Annotated in this window: 20 protein-coding genes; 8 read left to right on the top strand and 12 right to left on the bottom strand. The window is 66.5% G+C overall.

All coding sequences use genetic code 11. The features are described 5' to 3' along the window. Positions 1–11 precede the first annotated feature (11 nt). A complete protein-coding gene (locus BN2156_RS27130; protein WP_131725211.1) occupies positions 12–1,343 on the top strand; it encodes an HNH endonuclease signature motif containing protein in 1,332 nt (443 codons plus the stop codon). A 74-nt stretch (positions 1,344–1,417) separates the two neighbouring features. On the opposite strand, the gene BN2156_RS27125 is transcribed toward BN2156_RS27130, so the two are convergent. The 7 genes from BN2156_RS27125 to BN2156_RS27095 all read right to left on the bottom strand — a co-directional run bounded on the left by BN2156_RS27125 (position 1,418) and on the right by BN2156_RS27095 (position 10,390). Beyond that, entirely contained in the window at positions 1,418–1,861 is a 444-nt protein-coding gene (locus BN2156_RS27125) for an ester cyclase (RefSeq protein WP_090518045.1), read from the bottom strand. 210 nt (positions 1,862–2,071) lie between these two features. Next, positions 2,072–2,839 (bottom strand): enoyl-CoA hydratase family protein, encoded by a 768-nt coding sequence (locus BN2156_RS27120; protein WP_090518044.1) that lies wholly within the window; start codon positions 2,837–2,839, stop codon positions 2,072–2,074. Further along, positions 2,839–3,996 (bottom strand): acyl-CoA dehydrogenase family protein, encoded by a 1,158-nt coding sequence (locus tag BN2156_RS27115; protein WP_090518043.1) that lies wholly within the window; start codon positions 3,994–3,996, stop codon positions 2,839–2,841. Before BN2156_RS27115 ends, BN2156_RS27120 begins: the two co-directional genes overlap by 1 nt. Next, on the bottom strand, positions 3,993–5,933 hold the full coding sequence (locus BN2156_RS27110; protein ID WP_090518042.1) for an ATP-binding protein: 1,941 nt from the start codon (positions 5,931–5,933) through the stop codon (positions 3,993–3,995). Before BN2156_RS27110 ends, BN2156_RS27115 begins: the two co-directional genes overlap by 4 nt. A gap of 10 nt (positions 5,934–5,943) precedes the next feature. Continuing rightward, a complete protein-coding gene (locus BN2156_RS27105) occupies positions 5,944–7,539 on the bottom strand; it encodes an acyl-CoA carboxylase subunit beta (RefSeq protein WP_090518041.1) in 1,596 nt (531 codons plus the stop codon). Beyond that, positions 7,536–8,696 carry an acyl-CoA dehydrogenase family protein gene (locus tag BN2156_RS27100; RefSeq protein ID WP_090518040.1) on the bottom strand — a complete coding sequence of 387 codons (1,161 nt, stop codon included), beginning with the start codon at positions 8,694–8,696 and terminating at the stop codon, positions 7,536–7,538. Before BN2156_RS27100 ends, BN2156_RS27105 begins: the two co-directional genes overlap by 4 nt. After that, positions 8,693–10,390, bottom strand: a complete 1,698-nt coding sequence (locus BN2156_RS27095; protein ID WP_090518597.1) for an acyclic terpene utilization AtuA family protein — start codon at positions 10,388–10,390, stop codon at positions 8,693–8,695. The genes BN2156_RS27100 and BN2156_RS27095 overlap by 4 nt, the downstream gene beginning before the upstream one ends. A gap of 201 nt (positions 10,391–10,591) precedes the next feature. Between BN2156_RS27095 and rpmF the strand changes: the two genes are divergently transcribed. The 6 genes from rpmF to BN2156_RS27060 all read left to right on the top strand — a co-directional run bounded on the left by rpmF (position 10,592) and on the right by BN2156_RS27060 (position 16,574). Next, on the top strand, positions 10,592–10,765 hold the full coding sequence (gene rpmF, locus BN2156_RS27090) for a 50S ribosomal protein L32 (RefSeq protein ID WP_003885704.1): 174 nt from the start codon (positions 10,592–10,594) through the stop codon (positions 10,763–10,765). Positions 10,766–10,913: 148 nt separating this feature from the next. Then, positions 10,914–11,600, top strand: a complete 687-nt coding sequence (locus BN2156_RS27085) for a response regulator transcription factor (RefSeq protein ID WP_090518039.1) — start codon at positions 10,914–10,916, stop codon at positions 11,598–11,600. Positions 11,601–11,604: 4 nt separating this feature from the next. Then, positions 11,605–13,080: a HAMP domain-containing sensor histidine kinase gene (locus BN2156_RS27080; RefSeq protein WP_090518038.1), complete on the top strand. Its 1,476-nt coding sequence runs from the start codon at positions 11,605–11,607 to the stop codon at positions 13,078–13,080. A 190-nt stretch (positions 13,081–13,270) separates the two neighbouring features. Next, positions 13,271–14,671, top strand: coding sequence for a S1C family serine protease (locus BN2156_RS27075; RefSeq protein ID WP_090518037.1), 1,401 nt, complete (start codon positions 13,271–13,273; stop codon positions 14,669–14,671). An 80-nt stretch (positions 14,672–14,751) separates the two neighbouring features. Further along, the gene (locus tag BN2156_RS27070) at positions 14,752–15,246 is read left to right on the top strand and encodes a MogA/MoaB family molybdenum cofactor biosynthesis protein (protein WP_003885700.1); all 495 of its coding nucleotides are present in this window, start codon (positions 14,752–14,754) and stop codon (positions 15,244–15,246) included. A gap of 692 nt (positions 15,247–15,938) precedes the next feature. After that, entirely contained in the window at positions 15,939–16,574 is a 636-nt protein-coding gene (locus BN2156_RS27060; RefSeq protein ID WP_090518035.1) for a porin MspA, read from the top strand. 69 nt (positions 16,575–16,643) lie between these two features. Here the strand turns inward: BN2156_RS27060 and mscL are convergent, their stop codons facing one another. The 3 genes from mscL to BN2156_RS27045 all read right to left on the bottom strand — a co-directional run bounded on the left by mscL (position 16,644) and on the right by BN2156_RS27045 (position 18,301). After that, the gene (gene mscL / locus BN2156_RS27055; protein ID WP_090518034.1) at positions 16,644–17,108 is read right to left on the bottom strand and encodes a large-conductance mechanosensitive channel protein MscL; all 465 of its coding nucleotides are present in this window, start codon (positions 17,106–17,108) and stop codon (positions 16,644–16,646) included. A 134-nt stretch (positions 17,109–17,242) separates the two neighbouring features. Then, a complete protein-coding gene (locus tag BN2156_RS27050) occupies positions 17,243–17,902 on the bottom strand; it encodes an SAF domain-containing protein (protein ID WP_090518033.1) in 660 nt (219 codons plus the stop codon). A 69-nt stretch (positions 17,903–17,971) separates the two neighbouring features. Then, positions 17,972–18,301, bottom strand: coding sequence for an FmdB family zinc ribbon protein (locus BN2156_RS27045; protein WP_090518032.1), 330 nt, complete (start codon positions 18,299–18,301; stop codon positions 17,972–17,974). A gap of 123 nt (positions 18,302–18,424) precedes the next feature. Between BN2156_RS27045 and BN2156_RS27040 the strand changes: the two genes are divergently transcribed. Further along, positions 18,425–19,126, top strand: a complete 702-nt coding sequence (locus BN2156_RS27040) for an HNH endonuclease family protein (protein WP_407661763.1) — start codon at positions 18,425–18,427, stop codon at positions 19,124–19,126. 187 nt (positions 19,127–19,313) lie between these two features. Here the strand turns inward: BN2156_RS27040 and BN2156_RS27035 are convergent, their stop codons facing one another. After that, complete coding sequence (locus tag BN2156_RS27035; RefSeq protein WP_090518031.1) at positions 19,314–20,201, bottom strand: universal stress protein; 888 nt, start codon at positions 20,199–20,201, stop codon at positions 19,314–19,316. Further along, complete coding sequence (locus BN2156_RS27030; RefSeq protein WP_090518030.1) at positions 20,198–22,030, bottom strand: amino acid permease; 1,833 nt, start codon at positions 22,028–22,030, stop codon at positions 20,198–20,200. The genes BN2156_RS27035 and BN2156_RS27030 overlap by 4 nt, the downstream gene beginning before the upstream one ends. Positions 22,031–22,078 lie beyond the last annotated feature (48 nt).

The following is a 22,078-nucleotide window of genomic DNA, read 5'->3' as shown; positions in this document are numbered from 1 at the left end:
GTGTTCGAGTTGTGGGAACTGCGACGTTGGACCGCCAGCACCTGCTCGCGGCCTACGAGGCTTACGAGGCGGCGGCCGCGACGATCGCCGCGGTTTCCCATGACGTACTCACACTCACTGATCTGCAGTGGATCGCCACTCGCAGGGAAAGAGTGGCGCGCGCCCAAGTGACGGTCGACCACGCGATCATCGTGAGGATCGCCGACCAGATCACCCCGCAGACGACGGGTGGCAATTCGATGCGGGACATATTGGTGCACTCATTGCGGATCAGTAAGGCTGAGGCCCAGGCTCGGCTCGACGATGCCGTGGCTCTTGGTCCCCGTCGCGCCATGAACGGCGAACCACTCGCCCCGAAGCTTCCCACCACCGCTGCTACCCAGGCGCGCGGTGAGATCGGAGTCGCTCACGTGAGGGTGATCCGGAAGTTCTTCAAGCAACTTCCTGCCGGGGTCAGCGCCGAAAGTCGGGACAGCGCTGAGGAATTGCTCGGACGCACGGCCGCCCGGCTGACTCCGGACGAGCTACGGCAGGTCGCGGATCGGCTGCGCGTGACCATCGACCAGGACGGGCCCGAACCGCACGAGAACGTTGCGGCACGGAACCGCGGCCTCGTGTTCGGGAAACAGGACAGCAGCGGGTTGACCGAGGTGCGGGGACACATCGATGCGGAGTGCCGCGCCATCTGGGACGCGGTCAACGCCAAGATGGCGGCGCCGGGCATGTGCAATCCCGACGACGAAACTCTTTGTGTCGATGCCGAACCCGATGATGAGACGGTGAAACGCGATCTGCGTACCAAGGCGCAGCGTAATCACGACGCGTTCAAGGCGGCGGGCCGCGAGATCCTGGGCTCGGGAAAGTTGGGCCAACACCGGGGACTGCCCGTGACCGTGGTGGTCACGACGACGCTCGACCAGATCACCTCGGGTGAGGGCTGGGCAGTCACCGGAGGTGGGAGTCTCCTGCCGATGGCGGATGTGCTCCGGCTGGCCAGCCACGCGTATCACTATCTGTGCATCTACGATTCGCACACGCAGGTGCCGTTGTATCTGGGTCGTACCAAGCGAATTGCCTCAACGGGGCAACGCCTCGCGCTCTTCGCAATGGAAGGCGGGTGCAGCCGGCCGGGATGCACTGCCCCCGCGTACTGGAGTCAGGTGCATCATCGCGATAGGGATTGGGCGGACGGCGGGCGGACCGACATCGACGAACTCACGTTGGCGTGTCCGCCCTGTCATCGGCTGCTGACCAGCAAGGGGTGGCGGACCCGAACCGGTAAAGATGGTCGTACCGAATGGATTCCGCCGCCGATCCTCCTCACCGGGAGTGCGGCCGGCTGATGCTGCGCATGGACATGATGCGGAATGCACGGGTCCAGGGCCGCGGCCGGCCCTGGACCCCTCCGGCACGTATCTCAGGCGGGCGTCGTCTGTTGTGCTCCCGCCGGGATCAGGCCGAGTTGCTGCAGCATGCCCAGGGTGTCCCAGGTGACCCAGCTTTCAGCGACCTTGCCGTCTTCGATCCGGTCGATATCGATCAAGTTAATACGGCTGTGTTTGCCAGTGGCCGGCTGGCCCATGATCTCACCGGTGTTGTCGCCCTGCGCCTCGATCATCGTGCATACGAAGTCGCCTTCGGCGAGCTGCGCCTTGATGTCGAAACGCATGTTTGTGAATGACTTCCGGTACATGCCCATCAGGCTTCTCATGTGTTCGGGACCTCGCTGGTCCCCGAACGGATCTTGAGTGTCGTGGAAAGCGGCACCGGGAGCGACGAGATTGTCGAGTTCACCCAGGTCGCCGGAGGCGAAGATCTCCCATATCCGTCGGGAAATCGCCTTGTTCTGATCATCGGCCATGGTTCCTGGCCTTTCCGGGGGTAACCGCACGGCAGAGGACGTCCGCACAAGAAACGTATGCCCGCGGCGCGCCTTGCGACAGGTACAGCCAGGTGGCTGCTGCCGCTGGCAACAACCGTCAGCGGTGTGACCAGGCGTGATGTCCTCAGTCTGAATATGATTTGCCGATGGCTGCGATGGCTATCGCAAAAACCCGCCGGCTCGACCGACTCAGCCCACCCAGTTGGGCGGTCGCTTCTGCAGGAACGCCATCATGCCTTCGCGGGCCTCGTCGGAGACGAACAGCTGTGCCGACTGCCGGGTGAGATCCTCTGCCAGTGCGTCGAACCCACGCAGGATCGACGCGGTCGTCAGCGCCTTCGACGTTGCCAGGCCTTGCGGTGACCCCTTCGCGATCTCACTGGCCAGCGTGTCCACCGCGCCGGCGACATCGTCGGCGGCCATCGTGATCAGCCCGATGTCGGCCGCCTCCGCGGCACCGAACTTCTCACCGGTGACGAAGTAGCGTCCCGCGGCGCGCGGCGCCATCTTCGGCAACAGCGTCAGTGAGATGATGGACGGCGCAACGCCGATGCGGGCCTCGGTCAGCGCGAACGTGCTCTGCGGACCGGCCACGACGAGATCGCACGCGCCGACCAGTCCCATCCCTCCGGCCCGCACATGCCCGTCGATCGCGCCGATCACCGGGACCGGCAATTCGAGGATGGCCCGAAGCGTCCGGGTCATCTCGCGGGCCCGGTCCACCGCGATGTCACCGGGATCCTGCCCGGCGGCCTCGCTCAGATCGGCTCCCGCGCAGAAGGTTCCACCGGTGTGATCGAGGACCACGACCCGCACGCCGGGTTCGTCGGCGGCATCGGCCAGGCCCTGGTGCAACTGCTCCACCAGGGCCGTCGACAGCGCATTGCGGTTGTGCGGGGAATCCAGCGTCAGGCGCGCAACGGCGCCGTGGACCCGGTAGTGGACGAGCGTGCTCATCAGTAGGACCGGGGCAGGCCGAGCGAGGTCTGTGCGACGAAGTTCAGGATCATCTCCCGGCTCACCGGCGCGATCCGAGCCAGCTTTGACGCCGTGACCGCGGCGGCGATGCCGTACTCCTTGGTCAGGCCATTGCCGCCGAGGGACTGGACGGCCTGATCGACCGCCCGTACTGACGCCTCACCCGCGGCGTACTTGGCCATGTTGGCCGCCTCGGCCGCGCCGAAGTCGTCGCCGGCGTCGTATAGCGTCGCGGCCTTCTGCATCATCAGCTTCGCCAGCTCCACCTCGATGTGGTTCTGCGCCAGCGGATGTGACAGACCCTGGTGCGAGCCGATCGGGACCTTCCAGACCTGGCGGGTCTTCACATAGTCGACGGCCTTGTTGATGGCGAACCGGCCCACACCCACCGCACTGGCCGCACCCATGATGCGTTCGGGGTTCAGCCCGGCGAACAGCTGGGCGATCGCGGCATCTTCCGAACCGACCAGCGCATCGGCGGGCAGCCGCACGTCGTCGAGGAACACCTGGAACTGGCTCTCCGGACTGATGATCTCCATCTCGATCTTGGTCCAGTTCAGGCCCGGGGTGTCGGTCGGGACGACGAACAACGCGGGCTTGAGGTTCCCGGTCTTGTGGTCCTCGGTGCGGCCGACGACCAGCACGGCCTGGGCCTGATCGATACCGGAGATGAACGTCTTCTGGCCCTTGAGGATCCAGTCGCTGCCGTCACGGCGCGCCGTGGTGGTGATGCGGTGGCTGTTGGACCCCGCGTCCGGCTCGGTGATCGCGAAGGCCATGGTGATCGACCCGTCGGCGATGCCGGGGATCCAGCGCTTCTTCTGTTCGTCGGTGCCGAACTTGGAGATGATGGTGCCGTTGATCGCGGGGGAGACCACCATCATCAACAGTGCCGAGCCGGCTGCCGACATCTCTTCCATCACCATAGAGAGCTCATACATGCCGGCGCCGCCGCCACCGTACTCCTCGGGCAGGTTCACCCCGATGAAACCGAGTTTGCCTGCCTCGTTCCACAATTCGGTGGTGTGCTGGCCGGAGCGGGCCTTCTCCAGGTAGTAGTCCTGGCCGTAGTTGGCGGCCATCGCGGCTACCGCCTGGCGCAGGGCTTTCTGTTCGTCGGTTTCGATGAAGCTCATGGTTGTTCTCCTTCAGGGGTCTCTACACGGGCGAGTACGGCGCCGACCTCGACCTGCTGGCCGGCAGCGACATTGAGTTCAGCCAGCACCCCGTCCTCGGGTGCGGCGATGGTGTGCTCCATCTTCATGGCTTCCAGCCAGATCAGCGGCTGTCCGGCGGTGACGGTATCGCCGGCGGCAGCACCGACGCGCACCACCGATCCGGGCATGGGCGCCAGGAGCGAGCCATGTGCCACCGCGTCGTCCGGATCGGAGAAGCGGGGCAACGCAGTGAGCGCTACCGGGCCGAGCGGGGAGTCGACGAACACCTCGTCGCCGTAGCGCGCCACCTCGAACGCACGATCCACGCCGTTGATCGTGAGCACGACGCGATCCGGTACGGCCGACACCAGCGAAACGCCCTCGTCATCGGGTAATTCGACCCCGGTGCGAGTGAAGCGGTAACGCACCGGCACGTCGTCGCCCGCGGCGTTGCGGTACATCCGTGTCTGGTAACCCGAGGTCAGATTGCGCCAGCCGCTGGGAGCGGCACCGAAAACCCGTGCGGTGCTGCGGTTATGCGCGGCATCGGCCAGTGCGGCCGCGATCGCCGAGAGCGTCACCGCGTCCGTGCCGGCCAGCGGTGCGGCCAGGGTATCGAGCCCGTGAGTGTCGAAGAACGCCGTGTCGGTCGCGCCGTCCAGGAACGCCGGATGCCGCAGCACATTCACCAGCAGATCGCGGTTGGTGCGCAACCCGTGAATCCGGGTGCGCGCCAGCGCATCGGCCAGCACTGTTGCGGCCTGGCGGCGCGTGGGCGCGTAGGAGATCACCTTGGCCAGCATCGGGTCGTAGAAGATCGACACCACCGAGCCGTCCTCGATGCCGGTGTCGACGCGGACCCGTCCCGGAACGTCGAAACGGTGCACCGCGCCGGCCTGCGGCTGCCAGCCCTTGGCCGGATCCTCGGCGTAGAGCCGGGCTTCGATGGCCGAACCGCGTGCGGCCGGCGGCCGCGCATCGAGCCGGACGCCGTCGGCGACCAGGATCTGCAGCTCGACCAGGTCGAGCCCGGTGGTTTCCTCGGTGACCGGATGTTCAACCTGCAGGCGGGGATTCATCTCCAAGAAGAAGAAGTCACCCTGTTCGTCAGCCATGAACTCGACGGTGCCCGCACCGGCATAACCGATTGCCTCGGCGGCCAGCCGGGCCGCGTCGAACAACTTCTCCCGCATCCCCGGGGTGCGCTCCACGAGAGGAGACGGCGCTTCCTCGATGACCTTCTGGTGACGACGCTGGATCGAGCACTCACGCTCACCGACCGCCCACACCGTGCCGTGCTGATCGGCCAGCACCTGCACCTCGACGTGATGGCCGGCGGCCAGATAGCGCTCGCAGAACACCGTGGGGTCACCGAATGCCGACTGCGCCTCACGCTGGGCGGCGGCCACTTCGCCTGGCAGAGCGGACAGTTCGCGCACCACGCGCATACCGCGGCCGCCGCCACCGGCCGATGCCTTCACCAGCACCGGCAGCTGATCGGCCGTAACGGTCGACGGGTCGAGCTCGGTCAGCACCGGCACGCCGGCCGCAGCCATCATCTTCTTGGCTTCGATCTTGGAGCCCATGGCCTGCACGGCGTTCACCGGCGGGCCGATCCACGTCAGCCCGGCGTCGATCACCGCAGCGGCGAAATCGGGGTTCTCCGAGAGGAACCCGTAGCCGGGGTGAACGGCGTCGGCTCCGGCAGCCTGGGCCGCGGCGATGATCTGCGCGGAGTCGAGGTAACCGTTGTTGCCCTCCAGGCGCACCCGGGCGTCGGCCTCGGCGACGTGGGGAGACGCGGCGTCGGGGTCGGTGTACACGGCGACCGTGCCGATGCCGAGGTTGCGGCAGGTTGCGAATACCCGGCGGGCGATCTCGCCGCGGTTGGCGACCAGAATCTTGGTGATTGTCATGGGTGTGAACTCACATCCTGAAGACGCCGAAGTTCGACGTCCCCTCGATCGGTCCATTGGCAATGGCGGACAGGCACATTCCCAGCACGGTGCGGGTGTCGCGGGGGTCGATCACCCCGTCGTCGTACAACCGGCCGGACAAGAACATCGGCAGTGACTCGGCCTCGATCTGCGCTTCGACCGCAGCCCGCAGCGCAGCGTCGGCGGCCTCGTCGACCTGCTGGCCGCGCGCCTCGGCGGCGGCGCGGCTGACGATGGAGAGCACGCCGGCCAGCTGGGTACCGCCCATCACCGCCGACTTCGACGATGGCCAGGCGAACAGGAACCGCGGGTCATATGCCCGGCCGCACATGCCGTAATGGCCTGCGCCGTAGGAGGCGCCGATCAGCAGCGAGATGTGCGGCACCGTGGAGTTCGACACCGCGTTGATCATCATCGAGCCGTGCTTGATCATGCCGCCCTCTTCGTACTGCTTACCCACCATGTAGCCGGTGGTGTTGTGCAGGAACAGAAGTGGGGTATCGGACCGGTTGGCCAGCTGGATGAACTGGGTGGCCTTCTGTGACTCCTCGCTGAACAGCACCCCGCGGGCATTGGCCAGGATCCCGACCGGATAGCCGTACAGCGTGGCCCATCCCGTCACCAGTGAGGATCCGTACAGCGGCTTGAACTCGTCGAAGTCCGAGCCGTCGACGATGCGGGCGATCACGTCACGCGGGTCGAACGGGATCCGCAGATCGGCGGGCACGATGCCGATGAGCTCCTCGGGATCGAACTTCGGCTCGACCACCGGCGCGGGGACGGGGCCCTGCTTGCGCCAGTTCAGCCGGGCCACGATGCGCCGGCCGATCCGGATGGCGTCGAGCTCGTCGTTGGCCAGGTAGTCGCCGAGACCCGAAGTGCGGGCGTGCATCTCGGCCCCGCCCAGCGACTCATCGTCGGACTCCTCACCGGTGGCCATCTTGACCAGCGGCGGCCCGGCCAGGAACACCTTGGAGCGTTCCTTGATCATCACGACGTGATCGGACATGCCCGGCACGTAGGCGCCACCGGCGGTCGAGTTGCCGAACACCAGCGCGATGGTCGGGATGCCCGCCGCCGAGAGCCGGGTCAGGTCGCGGAACATCTGTCCGCCGGGGATGAAGATCTCTTTCTGCGTCGGCAGGTCGGCGCCACCGGACTCCACGAGGGAGATCACCGGTAGCCGGTTCTCCATGGCGATCTGGTTGGCACGCAGGATCTTCTTCAGCGTCCACGGATTGCTGGTGCCGCCCTTGACCGTCGGGTCATTCGCGACGATCAGGCACTCGACACCCTCGACGGCACCGATGCCGCAGACGACGCTGGCGCCGACGGTGAAATCACTGCCCCAGGCGGCCAGCGGGCTCAGCTCCAGGAATGGCGCGTCTGGATCCAGCAGGAGCTCGACCCGCTCGCGCGCGGTCAGCTTGCCGCGGCCGTGGTGGCGGTCCACATACTTGGGGCCACCACCGGCAAGCGCCTTGGCGTGCTCGGTGTCGAGTTCGGCGAGCTTGGTGGTCATCACCTCGGCGGCCTCGGTGAACCCGGCGGAGCGGGGATCGATGGTGGACTTCAGTGTGGTCATGACTGGAACCCCAATGTCTTTGCGGCCAACGAGGTCAGGATCTCGGTGGTGCCGCCGCCGATACCCAGGATGCGCATGTCGCGGTACTGGCGCTCGACCTCGGATTCGGCCATGTAGCCCATCCCGCCGAACAACTGGACAGCCTGATTGGCCACCCACTCACCGGTCTCGACCGCGGTGTTCTTGGCGAAGCACACCTCGGTGATCAGGTTAGGAGCACCGGCCTCACCCTCAGAGATCTGCCGCTCGACGACATGGCGCGTGTACACCCGGGCCACGTCGATCCGGCGGGCCATCTCGGCGAGCGTGTTCTGCACCGACTGCCGGGAGATCAGTGGCTTGCCGAAGGTTTCGCGGTTGCGGCACCACTCGACGGTCAGGTCCAGGCAGCGCTGCGCACTCGCGTACGCCTGCACGGCCAGCCCCACCCGCTCGGACACGAAGGCCGCCGCGATCTGGAAGAAGCCGGAGTTCTCCGCGCCGATGAGGTTGGCCACCGGCACCCGCACGTCGGTGTAGGACAGCTCGGCGGTATCGCTTGAGCGCCAACCCATTTTGTCGAGCTTGCGGCTGACCTCGAAACCCGGCGTGCCCTTGTCCACCACGATCAGGGAGACACCTGCGGCTCCGGGTCCGCCGGTGCGGGACGCGGTGACGACGTAATCGGCCCGCACACCCGAGGTGATGTAGGTCTTGGCGCCGTTGAGGATGTAGTCATCGCCGTCACGCGTGGCTTTCGTGGTGAGGTGTCCGACGTCGGAGCCGCCACCGGGTTCGGTGATGGCCAGGGAACCGATCTTCTCGCCGCGCAGCGTGGGCTTCACGTAGGTCTCGATGAGCCGCTCGTCGCCCGAGGCGATCATGTGGGGTACCGCGATGCCGCAGGTGAACAGCGAGGCGAACACACCGCCCGGTGCGCCCGCGTAATGCATTTCCTCGCAGATGATCACGGCGTCGGCCCCGTCGCCGCCACCACCGCCGGCCGATTCGGGGAAGTTGGCCCCCAGCAGCCCGGCCTCGCCGGCCTTGCGGTGCAGTTCGCGCGGCAGCTCGCCGGTGCGTTCCCACTCGGCGGCGTGGGGCAGCACCTCACGCTCGGCGAAACTGCGCACGGTCTTGCGCAATGCCTCGCGCTCGGGCGAAGTCCAGATGCTCACTTGACGAGTTCCTCCGGGATATCGAGATGACGGCTGCGCAACCATTCGCCCAGCCCCTTGGCCTGCGGATCGAACCGGGCTTGGTAGGCCACGCCCTGGCCCAGAATGCCTTCGATCACAAAGTTGACGGCCCGCAGATTCGGCAGCAGATGCCGGGTGACCGGCAGATCGGCAGTCTCGGGCAGCAGTTCACGCAGCTTGTCGACGGTGAGGGTGTGGGCCAGCCAGCGCCACTGCTCGTCGGTGCGTACCCACACCCCGACATTGGCCGACCCGCCCTTGTCGCCACTGCGGGCACCGGCGATGGTGCCCAGGGCCACCCGCCGGGTCGGACCGGGCGGCAGTGCCTCGGGCAGCTGGGGATCGGAAACCGGTGCCAGTGGGAGGGTTTCGGGTGCTGGTGCGATGCCGATTCGGGAGCCGTCGGCATGCACGGCGATGTGCGGCACCTCCGTGGCGTCGACGTAGCCCGGCACGAATACGCCGTAAATCTGACCGTCGCCCGGCGGTGCGGTGGTGGTGAAGCCCGGATAGCTGGCCAGTGCGAGTTCTACACCTGCCGAAGAGAATTGGCGTCCGACGATGTTGGGGTCGGCGTCGCGCACCACGCAGTGCAGCAGCGCGCTGGCGGCTTCCTCGGTGTCGGCATCGGGATGATCGGTGCGGGCCAGCGTCCACTCCAGTTCGGCCGGACGGACTTTGATGCCGGCTTCCAGCTGGCTGCGGATCAGTGCTGCCTTGGCCTCGATGTCCAGCCCGGTCAACACGAAGGTCGCGGCATTGCGGAACCCGCCGATGCTGTTGCACGACACCTTCAGCGTCGGGGGCGGCGCCTCGCCCGTCACCCCGGAGATCCGCACCCGGTCGGGGCCGTCCTGGCTCAGCTGCAGCGAGTCGACCCGCAGCGTCACATCGGGATTGGCGTAGCGGGCGCCGGTGATCTCGTAGAGCAGCTGCGCGGTGACCGTGCCGACGCTGACCTGGCCGCCGGTGCCGGCGTGTTTGGTGATCACCGAGGAGCCGTCGGCGGAGATCTCGGCGATGGGGAAGCCGGGGCGGCCCAGGTCTGGGATCTCGGAAAAGAACGAGTAGTTGCCGCCGGTGGCCTGGGTGCCGCACTCGATCACGTGGCCGGCGGCCACCGCCCCGGCCAGGGCGTCGTAGTCAGTGGCCTTCCAGCCGAAGTGCGCGGCCGCGGGGCCGACGATCACCGAGGCGTCGGTCACCCGGCCGGTGACCACGACGTCGGCGCCGGAATCCAGGCAGTCGACGATGCCCCATGCGCCCAGGTAGGCATTGGCGGCGAGGGGAGTGCCCAACCCGAGCTCGGCGGCGCGTCCCACCAGATCGTCGCCCTCGACATGGGCGACGTTGACGTCGAGGCCCAGGCGCTCGGCGAGGGCACGGACCGCGGCGGCCAGGCCCGCCGGATTCAGCCCGCCGGCGTTGGCCACGATCTTCACGCCCTTGTCCAGCGCCAGCCCGAGCGACTGCTCCAGCTGGGTCAAGAAGGTCTTGGCGTAGCCGCGGTCCGGGTTCTTGGCCCGGTCCCGAGCCAGGATCAGCATCGTGAGTTCGGCCAGGTAGTCGCCGGTCAGATAGTCCAGCTCACCGCCGGTGAGCATGTCGTGCATCGCGGAGAGCCGGTCACCGTAGAACCCCGAACAGTTGCCGATCCGTACTACTGATGGCACACGCACTCCCGTCGACGCTGAAAGGGACCCAACCAACCGGTAGGTTAGCGGGTACCGCCGGTCACACGTCAAGGGTCGCCCATCTGGAGCCGGCCGTTTTGGAACCGACGCAGGTCAACCGTTACTCTGTACCTAATCGTCGCCGCCGGTGAGCTCATTTCGATTCGCGCGGCAACAACCCAAAGCAAGGAGATGCACGTCATGGCTGTGCCCAAGCGCAGAATGTCGCGCGCGAACACCCGTAGCCGGCGCGCGCAGTGGAAGGCCGAGGCCACCGGTCTCGTCGGCGTCAATGTCGCCGGTCAGCAGCACAAGGTGCCGCGCCGTCTGCTCAAGGCCGCCCGCCTCGGCCTGGTCGACCTCGACAAGCGCTAGAACCGCAGAGACTTCTTCAAAGAGCGCTATCACATGCGTGGTAGCGCTTTTTGTCGTGCTCAGGGCTGTGGGGACCCCGCAAAAACGCTGGGCGAATTTGCGGCGCGCCTCTCAGCCCCTTCTCAGATAGCGGGTTGAAACTGTGCCTGTGCGCATACTTGTCGTTGACGACGATCGCGCTGTGCGCGAATCCCTGCGCCGGTCGCTTTCTTTCAATGGTTATTCGGTCGAGCTGGCCCAGGATGGGGTCGAAGCGCTCGAGGCGATTGCCAGTGACCGGCCCGATGCTGTGGTCCTGGACGTGATGATGCCGCGGCTGGACGGCCTGGAAGTGTGCCGGCAGCTCCGCAGCACCGGTGACGATCTCCCGATCCTGGTGCTGACGGCCCGCGACTCGGTGTCCGAGCGGGTCGCCGGACTGGACGCCGGCGCCGACGATTACCTGCCCAAGCCGTTTGCGCTCGAGGAGCTGCTGGCCCGGATGCGGGCGTTGCTGCGCCGGACGGTCAGCGACGACGGCACTGATTCGCAGAAGATGACGTTCTCCGATCTGACCCTGGACCCGGTGACGCGTGAGGTGACTCGCGGCCAGCGTCAGATCAGCCTGACCCGCACCGAGTTCTCGCTGCTGGAAATGCTGATCGCCAACCCGCGGCGGGTGCTCACCCGTAGCCGCATCCTCGAAGAGGTGTGGGGATTCGACTTCCCGACTTCGGGCAATGCCCTCGAGGTGTACATCGGCTACCTCCGCCGTAAGACCGAGGCCGAAGGCGAGCCCCGGCTGATCCACACCGTGCGCGGCGTCGGTTACGTGCTGCGCGAAACGCCCCCCTGATTTGATGGCGCTCAACGCAAACACCTGGCGAACCGCCACAAACCTGCGCAACACCAGCTCACTGTCATTGCGCTGGCGCGTGATGATGCTCGCGATGTCGATGGTGGCCATGGTGGTGGTCCTGATGGCCGTCGCCGTCTACGCCGTCGTCTCCCGCGCCCTGTACGACGACCTGGACAACCAGCTGCACAGCCGGGCCCGGCTGCTCATCGAGAGCGGATCGCTGGCCGCCGATCCCGGCAAGGCGATCGAGGGCACTGCGTACTCCGACGTCAACGCGATGCTGGTGATCCCGGGCAGGTCCATCTACACGGCCAACCAGCAGGGCCAGATGCTGCCGCTCGGCAAGCCCGAGAAGGACGTCATCTCCGGCGAACTGCTGATGTCCCTGCGCACGGCCAACCACCAGCGAGTTCTCGCGGTGCATCTGGCCAACGGCAGTTCCCTGCTGATCTCCAAGAGCCTGGCGCCCACCGTCCAAGTGCTCAGACGGCTGGGCACCGTGCTGCTCATCGTCGGCGGCGTCGGGGTGGCGGTGGCCGCCATGGCCGGTGGCGCGGTGGCCAGAGCCGGGCTCAGACCGGTGGGCAGACTCACCGAAGCCGCGGAGCGGGTGGCCCGCACCGACGACCTGCGGCCCATCCCGGTGGTCGGCAGCGATGAGCTGGCCCGGCTCACCGAGGCGTTCAACATGATGCTGCGAGCGCTGGCCGAATCCAGAGAGCGCCAATCCCGGCTGGTGTCCGACGCCGGGCACGAGCTGAGAACGCCGCTGACCTCCCTGCGCACCAATGTCGAGCTGCTGATGGCCTCGCAGGCGCCAGGGGCGCCACCGCTGCCCCGCGACGAGATGGACGGGCTGCAGCAGGATGTGATCGCCCAGATCGAGGAGCTCTCGACTCTCGTTGGTGACCTCGTCGACCTCACCCGTGACGACGCCGGAGGCATCACCCCCGAGCCGGTCGACATGTCCGAGGTTGTCGACCGCAGCCTGGAGCGCGTGCGGCGGCGCCGCAACGACATCGAATTCGATGTCGACGTCATCGGCTGGCAGGTCTTCGGTGACGCACCAGGATTGGGCCGCGCCGTGCTCAACCTGCTCGACAACGCAGCCAAGTGGAGTCCGGCCGGCGGCCGGGTCGGCGTGCGGTTGCATCAAATCGATCCGACACACGCCGAACTGGTGGTCTCCGACCACGGACCCGGCATCCCGCCGCAGGAACGGGCGCTGGTGTTCGAGCGGTTCTACCGCTCGGATGCGGCCAGGGCGATGCCTGGATCCGGCCTCGGGTTGGCTATCGTCCAGCAGGTGGTGCTCAAACACGGTGGGGCACTGCGGATTGACGAGACCGTGCCGGGTGGGACTCCGCCGGGGGCTTCTTTTCACATGGTGCTGCCCGGGCAGCCGATCCCCCACGGCGGCGCGACACACCTGCCGCAGGCCGACGATGAGCACAGCGTCGGCGCAGAGAAAAGGTGAGACAGTTAAGTCGGTCGGGGGACCAGTCACGGATGGATCGGAAATCTCTAAGTGGATTCTCAGCCCATCTGGGCAACCTGAGTGACAACGAGTTCGTTTGACGAATTGACAGCACGAGGGTTGGACACGCGGGTCGGGCCGGGCCGGAGGTACTGGCCGGACCTTTTACAAGAGAAGAGCACGCAGCACAATGACGAACCACCCGAGGTACCCCCAGCAGCAGCCGGAGCAGCATCCCGGCGGAGTTGCCCCCGGATACGCCGGTGCGCGTCCCGATCCTTACCAGCAGCAGTCCTACGACTGGCGCTACGCACGTCAACAGCCGCAGCAGACACAGCAGCACCCGACGCAGCAGACACAGCAGCACCCGACGCAGCAGACACAGCAGCATCAGACCCACCAGCAGGCCTACCGCGCGCCCTATGACCCGTACCGGGTCCCGGCCGGCCCGCAGCCCATCCCGGCCAAGAAGCGCTCCCGCGCCGGCCTGGTCGCCGGCGCGCTCACGGTGGCCGTGGTGTCGGCGGGCATCGGCGGCGGCGTGGCCACCCTCGTGCACGACGACCACCCGCGCCTGGGCACCCAGGGTCTGGGTGCCGCACCGACGGTTCCGGCCGCGGCGCTGCCGCCCGGCTCGGTGGAGCAGGTGGCGGCCAAGGTGGTGCCCAGTGTGGTCAAGCTCGAGACCGATTTGGGCCGCGCGTCCGAGGAGGGCTCGGGCATCATCCTCACCGGCGACGGCCTCATCCTGACGAACAACCACGTCGTGCAGGCGGCCAAGCCGGGCGGGCCCGCAGGCGCCCCGGCAGCCGGCGGGACGCCACCCGGCGCTCAGACCAAGGTGACGTTCTCCGACGGAACCACCAAGCCGTTCACCGTCGTGGGCACCGATCCCAGCAGTGACATCGCGGTGGTGCGGGCGCAGGACGTCTCGGGCCTGACTCCGATCACCCTCGGCTCCTCGGCCAACCTGAGGGTCGGTCAGGACGTCGTCGCCATCGGATCGCCGCTTGGCCTGGAAGGCACCGTCACCACCGGCATCATCAGCGCGCTGAACCGTCCGGTCGCCGCCGGCGGTGACACCCGCAACCAGAACACCGTGCTCGACGCCATCCAGACCGACGCCGCGATCAACCCGGGCAACTCCGGTGGCGCACTGGTCAACATGAACGGCGAGCTGGTCGGGATCAACTCGGCGATCGCCACCATGGGCGGGGATTCGCCTCAGGCCCAGAGCGGTTCGATCGGGCTGGGCTTCGCGATCCCGGTGGACCAGGCCAAGCGCATCGCCGATGAGCTCATCCAGAACGGCACGGCTTCGCACGCCTCGCTCGGTGTTCAGGTGGCCAACGACAAGACCAGCGACGGCGCCAAGATCGTCGAGGTCACCAACGGTGGGGCGGCCGCGGCGGCCGGTCTGCCCAGCGGCGTGACGGTCACCAAGGTCGATGACCGCGTGATCAACAGCGCCGACGCGCTCGTGGCCGCGGTGCGGTCCAAGGCCCCCGGTGACAAGGTCACGCTGACCTTCCTGGACCAGGGCGGCAAGCCGCAGACCATCGAGGTCACCCTCGGCAGGGCAGAGCAGTGAGCACCACGATCGGGTCCGGTGGGTTCGCCACACTCCGTCTGGCTACACCGTTGTCCGCCGCCGGATATACGGTTGCAGGCATGGAACAGCCAGGGGAGTTGGTGGGTAGGGCGCTTGTCGTCGTCGTGGACGATCGCACGGCACATGGCGAGGAAGACCACAGCGGTCCGTTGGTCACAGAATTGTTGGGCGAGGCCGGTTTCGTCGTCGACGGAGTCGTCGTCGTGGCCGCCGATGAGGTCGAGATCCGTAATGCGTTGAACACCGCGGTGATCGGCGGCGTCGATCTGGTGGTGTCGGTCGGCGGGACGGGGGTGACACCGCGCGACGTGACGCCGGAGGCCACCCTGGACATCCTCGACCGCGAGCTGCTGGGCATCGCCGAGGCGCTGCGGGCATCGGGACTTTCGGCCGGCATCGTCGACGCGGGGCTGTCCCGCGGTCTGTGCGGTGTCTCGGGCAGCACGCTGGTGGTGAATATCGCCGGGTCCCGGGCTGCGGTGCGCGACGGCATGGCCACGCTCGGCCCACTGGCCGCGCAAGTCATCGGCCAGCTATCAAGTTTGGAGATCTGAACAGAATCGAAACGGCGGCCACCGGCCGCCGTTTCGCTTTCCAGGCGATTGTCGGGCCGAGCGACGGTGCTGGTTAAGAGCAGGTTAACGGTTGTCGGCGGGGCGCCTAGGATGGGATGTGATCTTCATCACAAAGGGAATGGACGATGCCTGAAGCGAACAAAATGAGCCGCCACGCAGTTAACAAGATTTTCGGTGAAGCGCTCCCGGACATCGCTCCCGACGAACGTGACACCGCTTCGCCGGACGACGATGACGACCGTGAGCGGTGGCTGAGGAACAACGTTCCACCGCACCATCACTGAGAAGGTGAGCAGCTTGTGAGGGGCGGGAAATCGCTGCTGGGCGACGTGTTCTGTCCCTCAGTTCGTTATCGAGGCGAACGGCGTCACAGCATTGCCCACTGGCCCAATTCGCAGCGTCGAGGTGCCGCGCCGAAGTTCTCAGCCGGTTTTCAGCAAATTTTGATCAAGTGACCGTATGCAGCCTTGGAGATATGTGCTTGCGTTGCCGCCCCGGTGGGGTGCCGTTATGTTCCTCGTGTCAACGATGAGCATTACGTAAGAGCAATGTGTGGGGTTTCTAATCCGCACCACATGTAGATCTTGCGCGGCGTTACGGTCTGCGGGGGCCGGGGCGCCGACCACAATCGGTGGGCCTCCGGGGCCACCGGCGATATAGCTAGGGAGAACATGAAGGCATTCAGTCGGGTGCTGGTCGCGATGGTGGCAGCCATCGCGGCGCTTTTTACGAGCACAGGCACTTCTCATGCGGGTCTGGACAATGAACTGAGCCTGGTTGATGGTCAGGATCGGACCCTGACCGTTCAGCAGTGGGACACCTTCCTCAACGGTGTGTTCCCTCTGGACCGCAACCGGTTGACCCGTGAGTGGTTCCATTCCGGCCGGGCCAAGTACGTGGTGGCCGGCCCGGGTGCCGATGAGTTCGAGGGCACCTTGGAGCTGGGCTATCAGATCGGCTTCCCGTGGTCGCTGGGTGTGGGGATCAACTTCTCCTACACCACCCCGAACATCCTGATCGACGATGGTGACATCACCGGCCCGCCCTTCGGCCTGGAGTCGGTCATCACCCCGAACCTGTTCCCGGGTGTGTCGATCAGTGCCGACCTGGGCAACGGCCCCGGTATCCAGGAAGTGGCCACCTTCTCGGTGGACGTCAAGGGTGCCGCCGGCGGTGTGGCGGTGTCCAACGCGCATGGCACCGTGACCGGTGCGGCCGGTGGCGTGCTGCTGCGTCCGTTCGCCCGGCTGATCGCCTCGACCGGTGACAGCGTCACCACCTACGGCGAGCCCTGGAACATGAACTGAGCGTCACGTTCTGAAGCCCCAATAAAGCAGCCCCTGGAGAAATCCAGGGGCTGCTTTGTGTTCGGGTGTCTATTTGTCGCGGTCGGCGCTGGTGTACTCGGCGGTGTCGGGGCTGGGGCCGGTGCCCGGGCCGGTGACGTGCTTGCCGCTGGAGCCGTTCTCGGACAACAGGTCGCGGATCTCGGTCAGGAGGCTCAACTCGGTGTCCTGGGCCTGCTCGACCTCGCCGCGTTCACGCAGTTTCTTGTAGGGCAGGACGATGACGAAGTAGATCACCGCGGCCACCAGGATGAAGTTGATGGCGGCGGACAGGACGGCGTTGAAGTCGATGAACGTCTCAGGATCGCCGCCCAGCGAGATCTTGAGGATGCCGTACTCCTTGCCGGGGCCGGCTCCGATCCGGTCGATCAGTGGCTGCACCACCTTCTCGGTGAAGGCGGTGACCAAGCCGGTGAAGGCCGCGCCGATGACCACAGCAACCGCAAGATCGATGACGTTGCCACGAGACAGAAACTCTTTGAAGCCCTTCAACATGCGGGACCCTTCCTGCAGTTTGTTGTGTTTTATGGGGCAAGCAAACAGTAACCGAGTTTGCCGAACGGCTGGGTGATTGTTGGTCAACATCTTCCAGGCGCATGAATCATGTTGTCCAGCAAGAATTTCCGGGCTCAGTGGATCGTCATCGTGACGGTCTGCACCAGGCTGATGGCCGCCACCTCGTTCGCGGACCGCGCGGGCAACGCCACCAGGGCCACGCGGTCGGTACCCACCCCGGCCCCGCGGGCCTTCTCCGAGACCAGCACCACCACGGCGCCCGAGGCCACCATGACCGGCCGCGCCGGCTGCTTGTCGTCCTGATCGGCCGTCACCGTCAGCACGTCGACCACGTCGCCGGGGCGGAGCAGATCGAGCAACGCGGTGTCGCTGAGTTTTATCGGCACGATCCGGGCATCGGGGCCCGCCGACGATTCGGCCAGTCGCGAGCCCAGCAAACGGACATCGGTCAGGACCTCGCCTCGTCGAGCCGGGGCGGTCAGCATCGCACCGATCACCGGGGCGATGTCCCGCTGGGCGCCGTCGGGCAGGGTGGCCGTGGCGCGGCGTTCCAATCGAACGTCGGCGGCGGTCAATGCGACGCCGGGGGAGAGGTCATGGGCAGCCACTGCGATCTCGGTGTATTCGCCGTGCGGATCGGAACGCAGGGCTGCGATGGCCGCCAAAATGACCAGCCCGGCTGCGGCGGCGCGGCGTGCGGCCACCGTGCGGGTCCAGTCAGGCCGCGCGGCCGTCAGCCGACGCCACGATGGCGCGTTGAGTGAATCGGCCATGGCGCCACGTTAGGCGGGCGACGGCCGGGTGAGAACGGCGTCTTCGCCGTCCTGTGGATAACTTTCGAGCTAGCTTGACGCGGCCGCGGCCGGGGCGGCGCTGGAGCTGCTCGACGAGCTGCTCGACGAAGAGGAGGAAGACGACGACGAGTCAGAGGACGAGCTCGAGGAGCTGCTCTCCGAGCTCTTGGCCGACGAGCCGTTGGATGAGCTCTTGCCCGACTCGCGGTTGTCGGTGCGGTAGAAGCCGCTGCCCTTGAACACCACGCCCACGGAGCCGAACAGCTTGCGCAGCTTGCCGGAGCACTTGGGGCAGGTGGTCAGTGCATCGTCGCTGAAGGCCTGCACCGCGTCGAACCGATTGCCGCACTCAGTGCACGCGTAGGAATAGGTAGGCACGAAAACCCTCCGAGTTGGTCAAACTTGTTAGCACTCTACCGGCTCAAGTGCTAGAACCGCTACGTGGGTCATCTCATTCCCGCGGGCCGCGGCCGTCGCCGGCGCACCGGAAGGTTAGCGGTGTTGCTCGTGGTGGCGGTAATCCTGGCGGTGCTGGCCGTGCTCGTCGCGGCTCGGATGCGGGACGCCGGTTCGCAGGCTCAGCCATCGGCCCAGCCTTCCGCCTCGGCGCCGAGTCCGGTCCCGCAGCAGACCCCAGGCCTCGATCACGCCCGCGCGCTGCTGGCCGGGCTGCCGGTCAAAGGCTGGGACCGCCACACCGACTATGCGCGGTACCACTTCGGTGAGGCGTGGAGCGATGACGTCAATGTCGAGTTCGGCCACAACGGTTGCAACACCCGCGACGACATCCTGCGCCGCGACCTGGCCCAGCTGACAGTTCGGCCCGGCACCTGCTACGCCGCCACCGGCATGCTGCACGACCCGTACACCGGCGTCGAGATCCCGTTCACCCGTGGGCCCGACAGCTCCGGCGCCGTGCAGATCGATCACGTGGTGTCGCTGTCGGATGCCTGGTACAAGGGGGCGCGCGCGTGGGACCCGCAGCGGCGCATGGACTTCGCCAACGATCCGCGCAATCTGATCGCGGTGGCCGCGCAACCCAATTTCGACAAGGCATTTCGCGACGCGGCAAGCTGGCTGCCGCCCAATGCGGTGTTCCGCTGCGAGTTCGTGGCGCGCCAGGTCGACGTGAAAACCGCCTATCGGCTGTGGGTCTCGGCGAAAGAGAAACACGCGATGGAAGCGGTGCTGGACAACTGCTAGGTGCGGGTTGTGCCGAGCACTACACCGAGGATTGCTGCTCAATAGTGACCGCAATCCTCGGCGCAAATGCCGCGTGGCGTTCGGCGAGGGGGTTGAGACAGCCTGAGCAGGCCGGCGCCGCTGGTGCGCTGTCACATTCACTGCCTGCGGATACGGCCAAAAGCGTTTCAAGATTCAAATGATGGAGTTAGCCCGCCTGGTAGCTCGGCGCGATCATCACCGGCACCGGTGACCGGCGCAGGATCTTGCCCGCCGCCGAGCCGAGGAACACCTGCGCGCTCGGGGCAGCCGCACCTGAGCCGAGCACCAGCATGTCTCCGGTGTCCCACCCGATGCTCTCCACCGCGGTGTTCCAGTCGTGGCCCGCGCCGACCACCACGTCGACGTCCGGAACTGCCATCTGGTCCCGAATGGCGTTGAGCTTCTTCGTGATCTCGGCGATCGTTCGTCGGGACCACTGCTGGATCACCAGCTCCTCGGCCGACGATTCGATGGTCCCGGCGAAGGCCACGGTGTTGCGCACGGTGAACGAGACGATGCGCAGTTTGGCCTTCCATGCCGCGGCCAGTTCGGCGGTGGACGGGATGAGTCCGTTGACGTCGGCCTCCCCGCCATAGGCCGCGGTGAGGCGGCGGATCGCGGTATCGGTCTGGGCGTACCCACGCGGCGCGAAGACCACCGGCACCCGGGCGGTGTGCACCAGCCGTTCGGTCACACTGCCCAGGGCGACCCGGCCGATCATCCCCGATGAGGACGACCCGACCGACACCACAGTCGCCCGGTGGGCGTCGGCGAGTTCGATCAAACCGGTTGGTATCGAACTTGATTCGTGAACGACGGGGATGACGTCGAGTTCGACCGGCAGCACCGCCACCGCGCGCTGCAACGCCTGCGTGGCTTGTGCGCGGACGTATGCGAGGTATTCGCCCTCGACCAGATCGTCACGTCTCGGCCAGGACCGTTCCACCACCGCCGCGGCGATCACCTGCTCACCGGTGGTGCGGGCGAGTTGGATGGCCAGATTCAGCGGTGCGCTGCTGTGCCGGCTGGCGCTGAAAGCGGCCAGGATGGTCACGACGCATGCTCCTGGGTGCGTACCCGCGACACCACATGTGTCACCGGGATCTGATATTCCGAGCGGGCCCGGTCGACGACGTCGAAGCGGTGCCACACCGAATCTTCCGGTGGCAGAGTCGAAATCACGATCTGATCAGGCCGGAAGGTCTCGACGGCCTGGGCCAGGGCCCGCAGCGGACGGTAGTCACCCAGTTCGCCGTCGGCCTGCAACTGCTCGGAACGCAGCGTGGTCAGAGTCTGGTCGAGGCGGCGCTGAGCCGCCTGGATGGTGGCTTCCGAGATGTCAAGAGGACCGTGGGTGGCGGCCACCCCGGTATCGATCGGGCTGGCGGGCACCACGACCTGATAGACCGCGTCTCGGTCCGCGCCGATACGCCGGAGTTCGTCGAGCAGTTCGTTGGATTCCACGGTCTCGTTGGCCAGCACCAGAACCCGGTGCGGATGGTCGGCGCCCGGCGCCGGGGACACGCCGGCCACCTCGGGCCGGTGCCCGATGAACCAGCGGTTGGCCAGGAACAAAACGATGACCACAGCCCACGACAGCAGGCTCATGGTCAGGGCTTTGCGGTTGTCACCGCCCTGCACGAACATCTGCACCAGAATCGCGAAGATGCAGCCCGCGGTGAGGATCGACAGCACCGGGAACAGCCACATCTTCACCTTGAGCTTGTCGGCCGAGGTGCGGTAGCGCAGCACGATCTGTGAGACCGCGATCAGCAGGTAGACGAACAGGATCACCGCCCCGCTGGAATCCAGCAGGAACTTGAAAATGAAGTCCGGCGAGAACGCCGACGCGATCACGCCCAGGAAGCCGATCACCGACGAGGCCAGGATCGCCGTCGCCGGTACCCCGCGCCGCGTCACCGACACCAGCTGCGGCGGCGCCTCGCGACGGGCCGCGAGGACGAACAGCATCCGCGACGCGGTGTACATACCTGAGTTCAGGCAGCTCAGCACGGCCGTCAGCACCACAGCGTTCATGATGTGGTCGGCGTAGGGGATGCCGATCTCGGTGAACGCCGACACAAACGGCGATGCGGCCACCTGCTCGCTGTTCCACGGCAGGATCGTCACCAACAGGAACGCCGAGCCGACGAAGAACACCGCGATACGCAGGATCACCGAGTTGGCGGCCTTGGCCACCGCGCGCTCCGGATCTGCCGACTCCGCCGCGGCGATGGTGGCGATCTCGGCGCCGACCATCGAGAAGATGACTGTCACCACGCCGACGGTGACGGCCATGGCGCCCAGCGGGAAGAAACCGCCGTTGACCCACAGGTTCGAAAAGTCCATGTCCTTGTCGGGCCACGCCCCGATGACATACAGCGAGCCCAGCCCGATGAACGCCAGGATCGCGGCCACCTTGATACCGGCGAACCAATATTCGAACTCACCGAACGACGACACCGAGAACAGGTTGGTGGCCGTCATCGCGATCAACAGGATCAGGGCCGTCAGCCAGATGGGGACGTCTATCCAGTACTGGATGATCTTCGCGCCCGCGATGGCCTCGAAGCCGACCACGATCACCCAGAAGTACCAATACAGCCAGCCCACCGAGAAGCCCGCCCAGTTGCCCATCGCGTTGCGGGCGTAGTCGGCGAACGACCCGGTCGACGGATTGGCCACGGCCATCTCGGCCAGCATTCGCATCACCATGATGATCAGCACGCCGGCCAGGGCATAGGTGATGAAGACGCCGGGGCCGGTCTTGCCGATCACCACCCCGGAGCCGACGAACAGGCCGGCGCCGATGACACCGCCGATCGCGATCATCCGCAGCTGTCGCTGCGTGAGCGCCTTCTTCAATGCGGGTGCTTCACCCATGTGCGTACCGACTCCTCCGTGATATGTGACTCAGGTCACAAGCGGCCA

The sequence above is a fragment of the Mycolicibacterium neworleansense genome (assembly GCF_001245615.1).
GTDB lineage: Bacteria > Actinomycetota > Actinomycetes > Mycobacteriales > Mycobacteriaceae > Mycobacterium > Mycobacterium neworleansense.
Note: the sequence above shows the minus strand (reverse complement) of the source record. Positions and strands in the feature narration are given on the sequence as shown.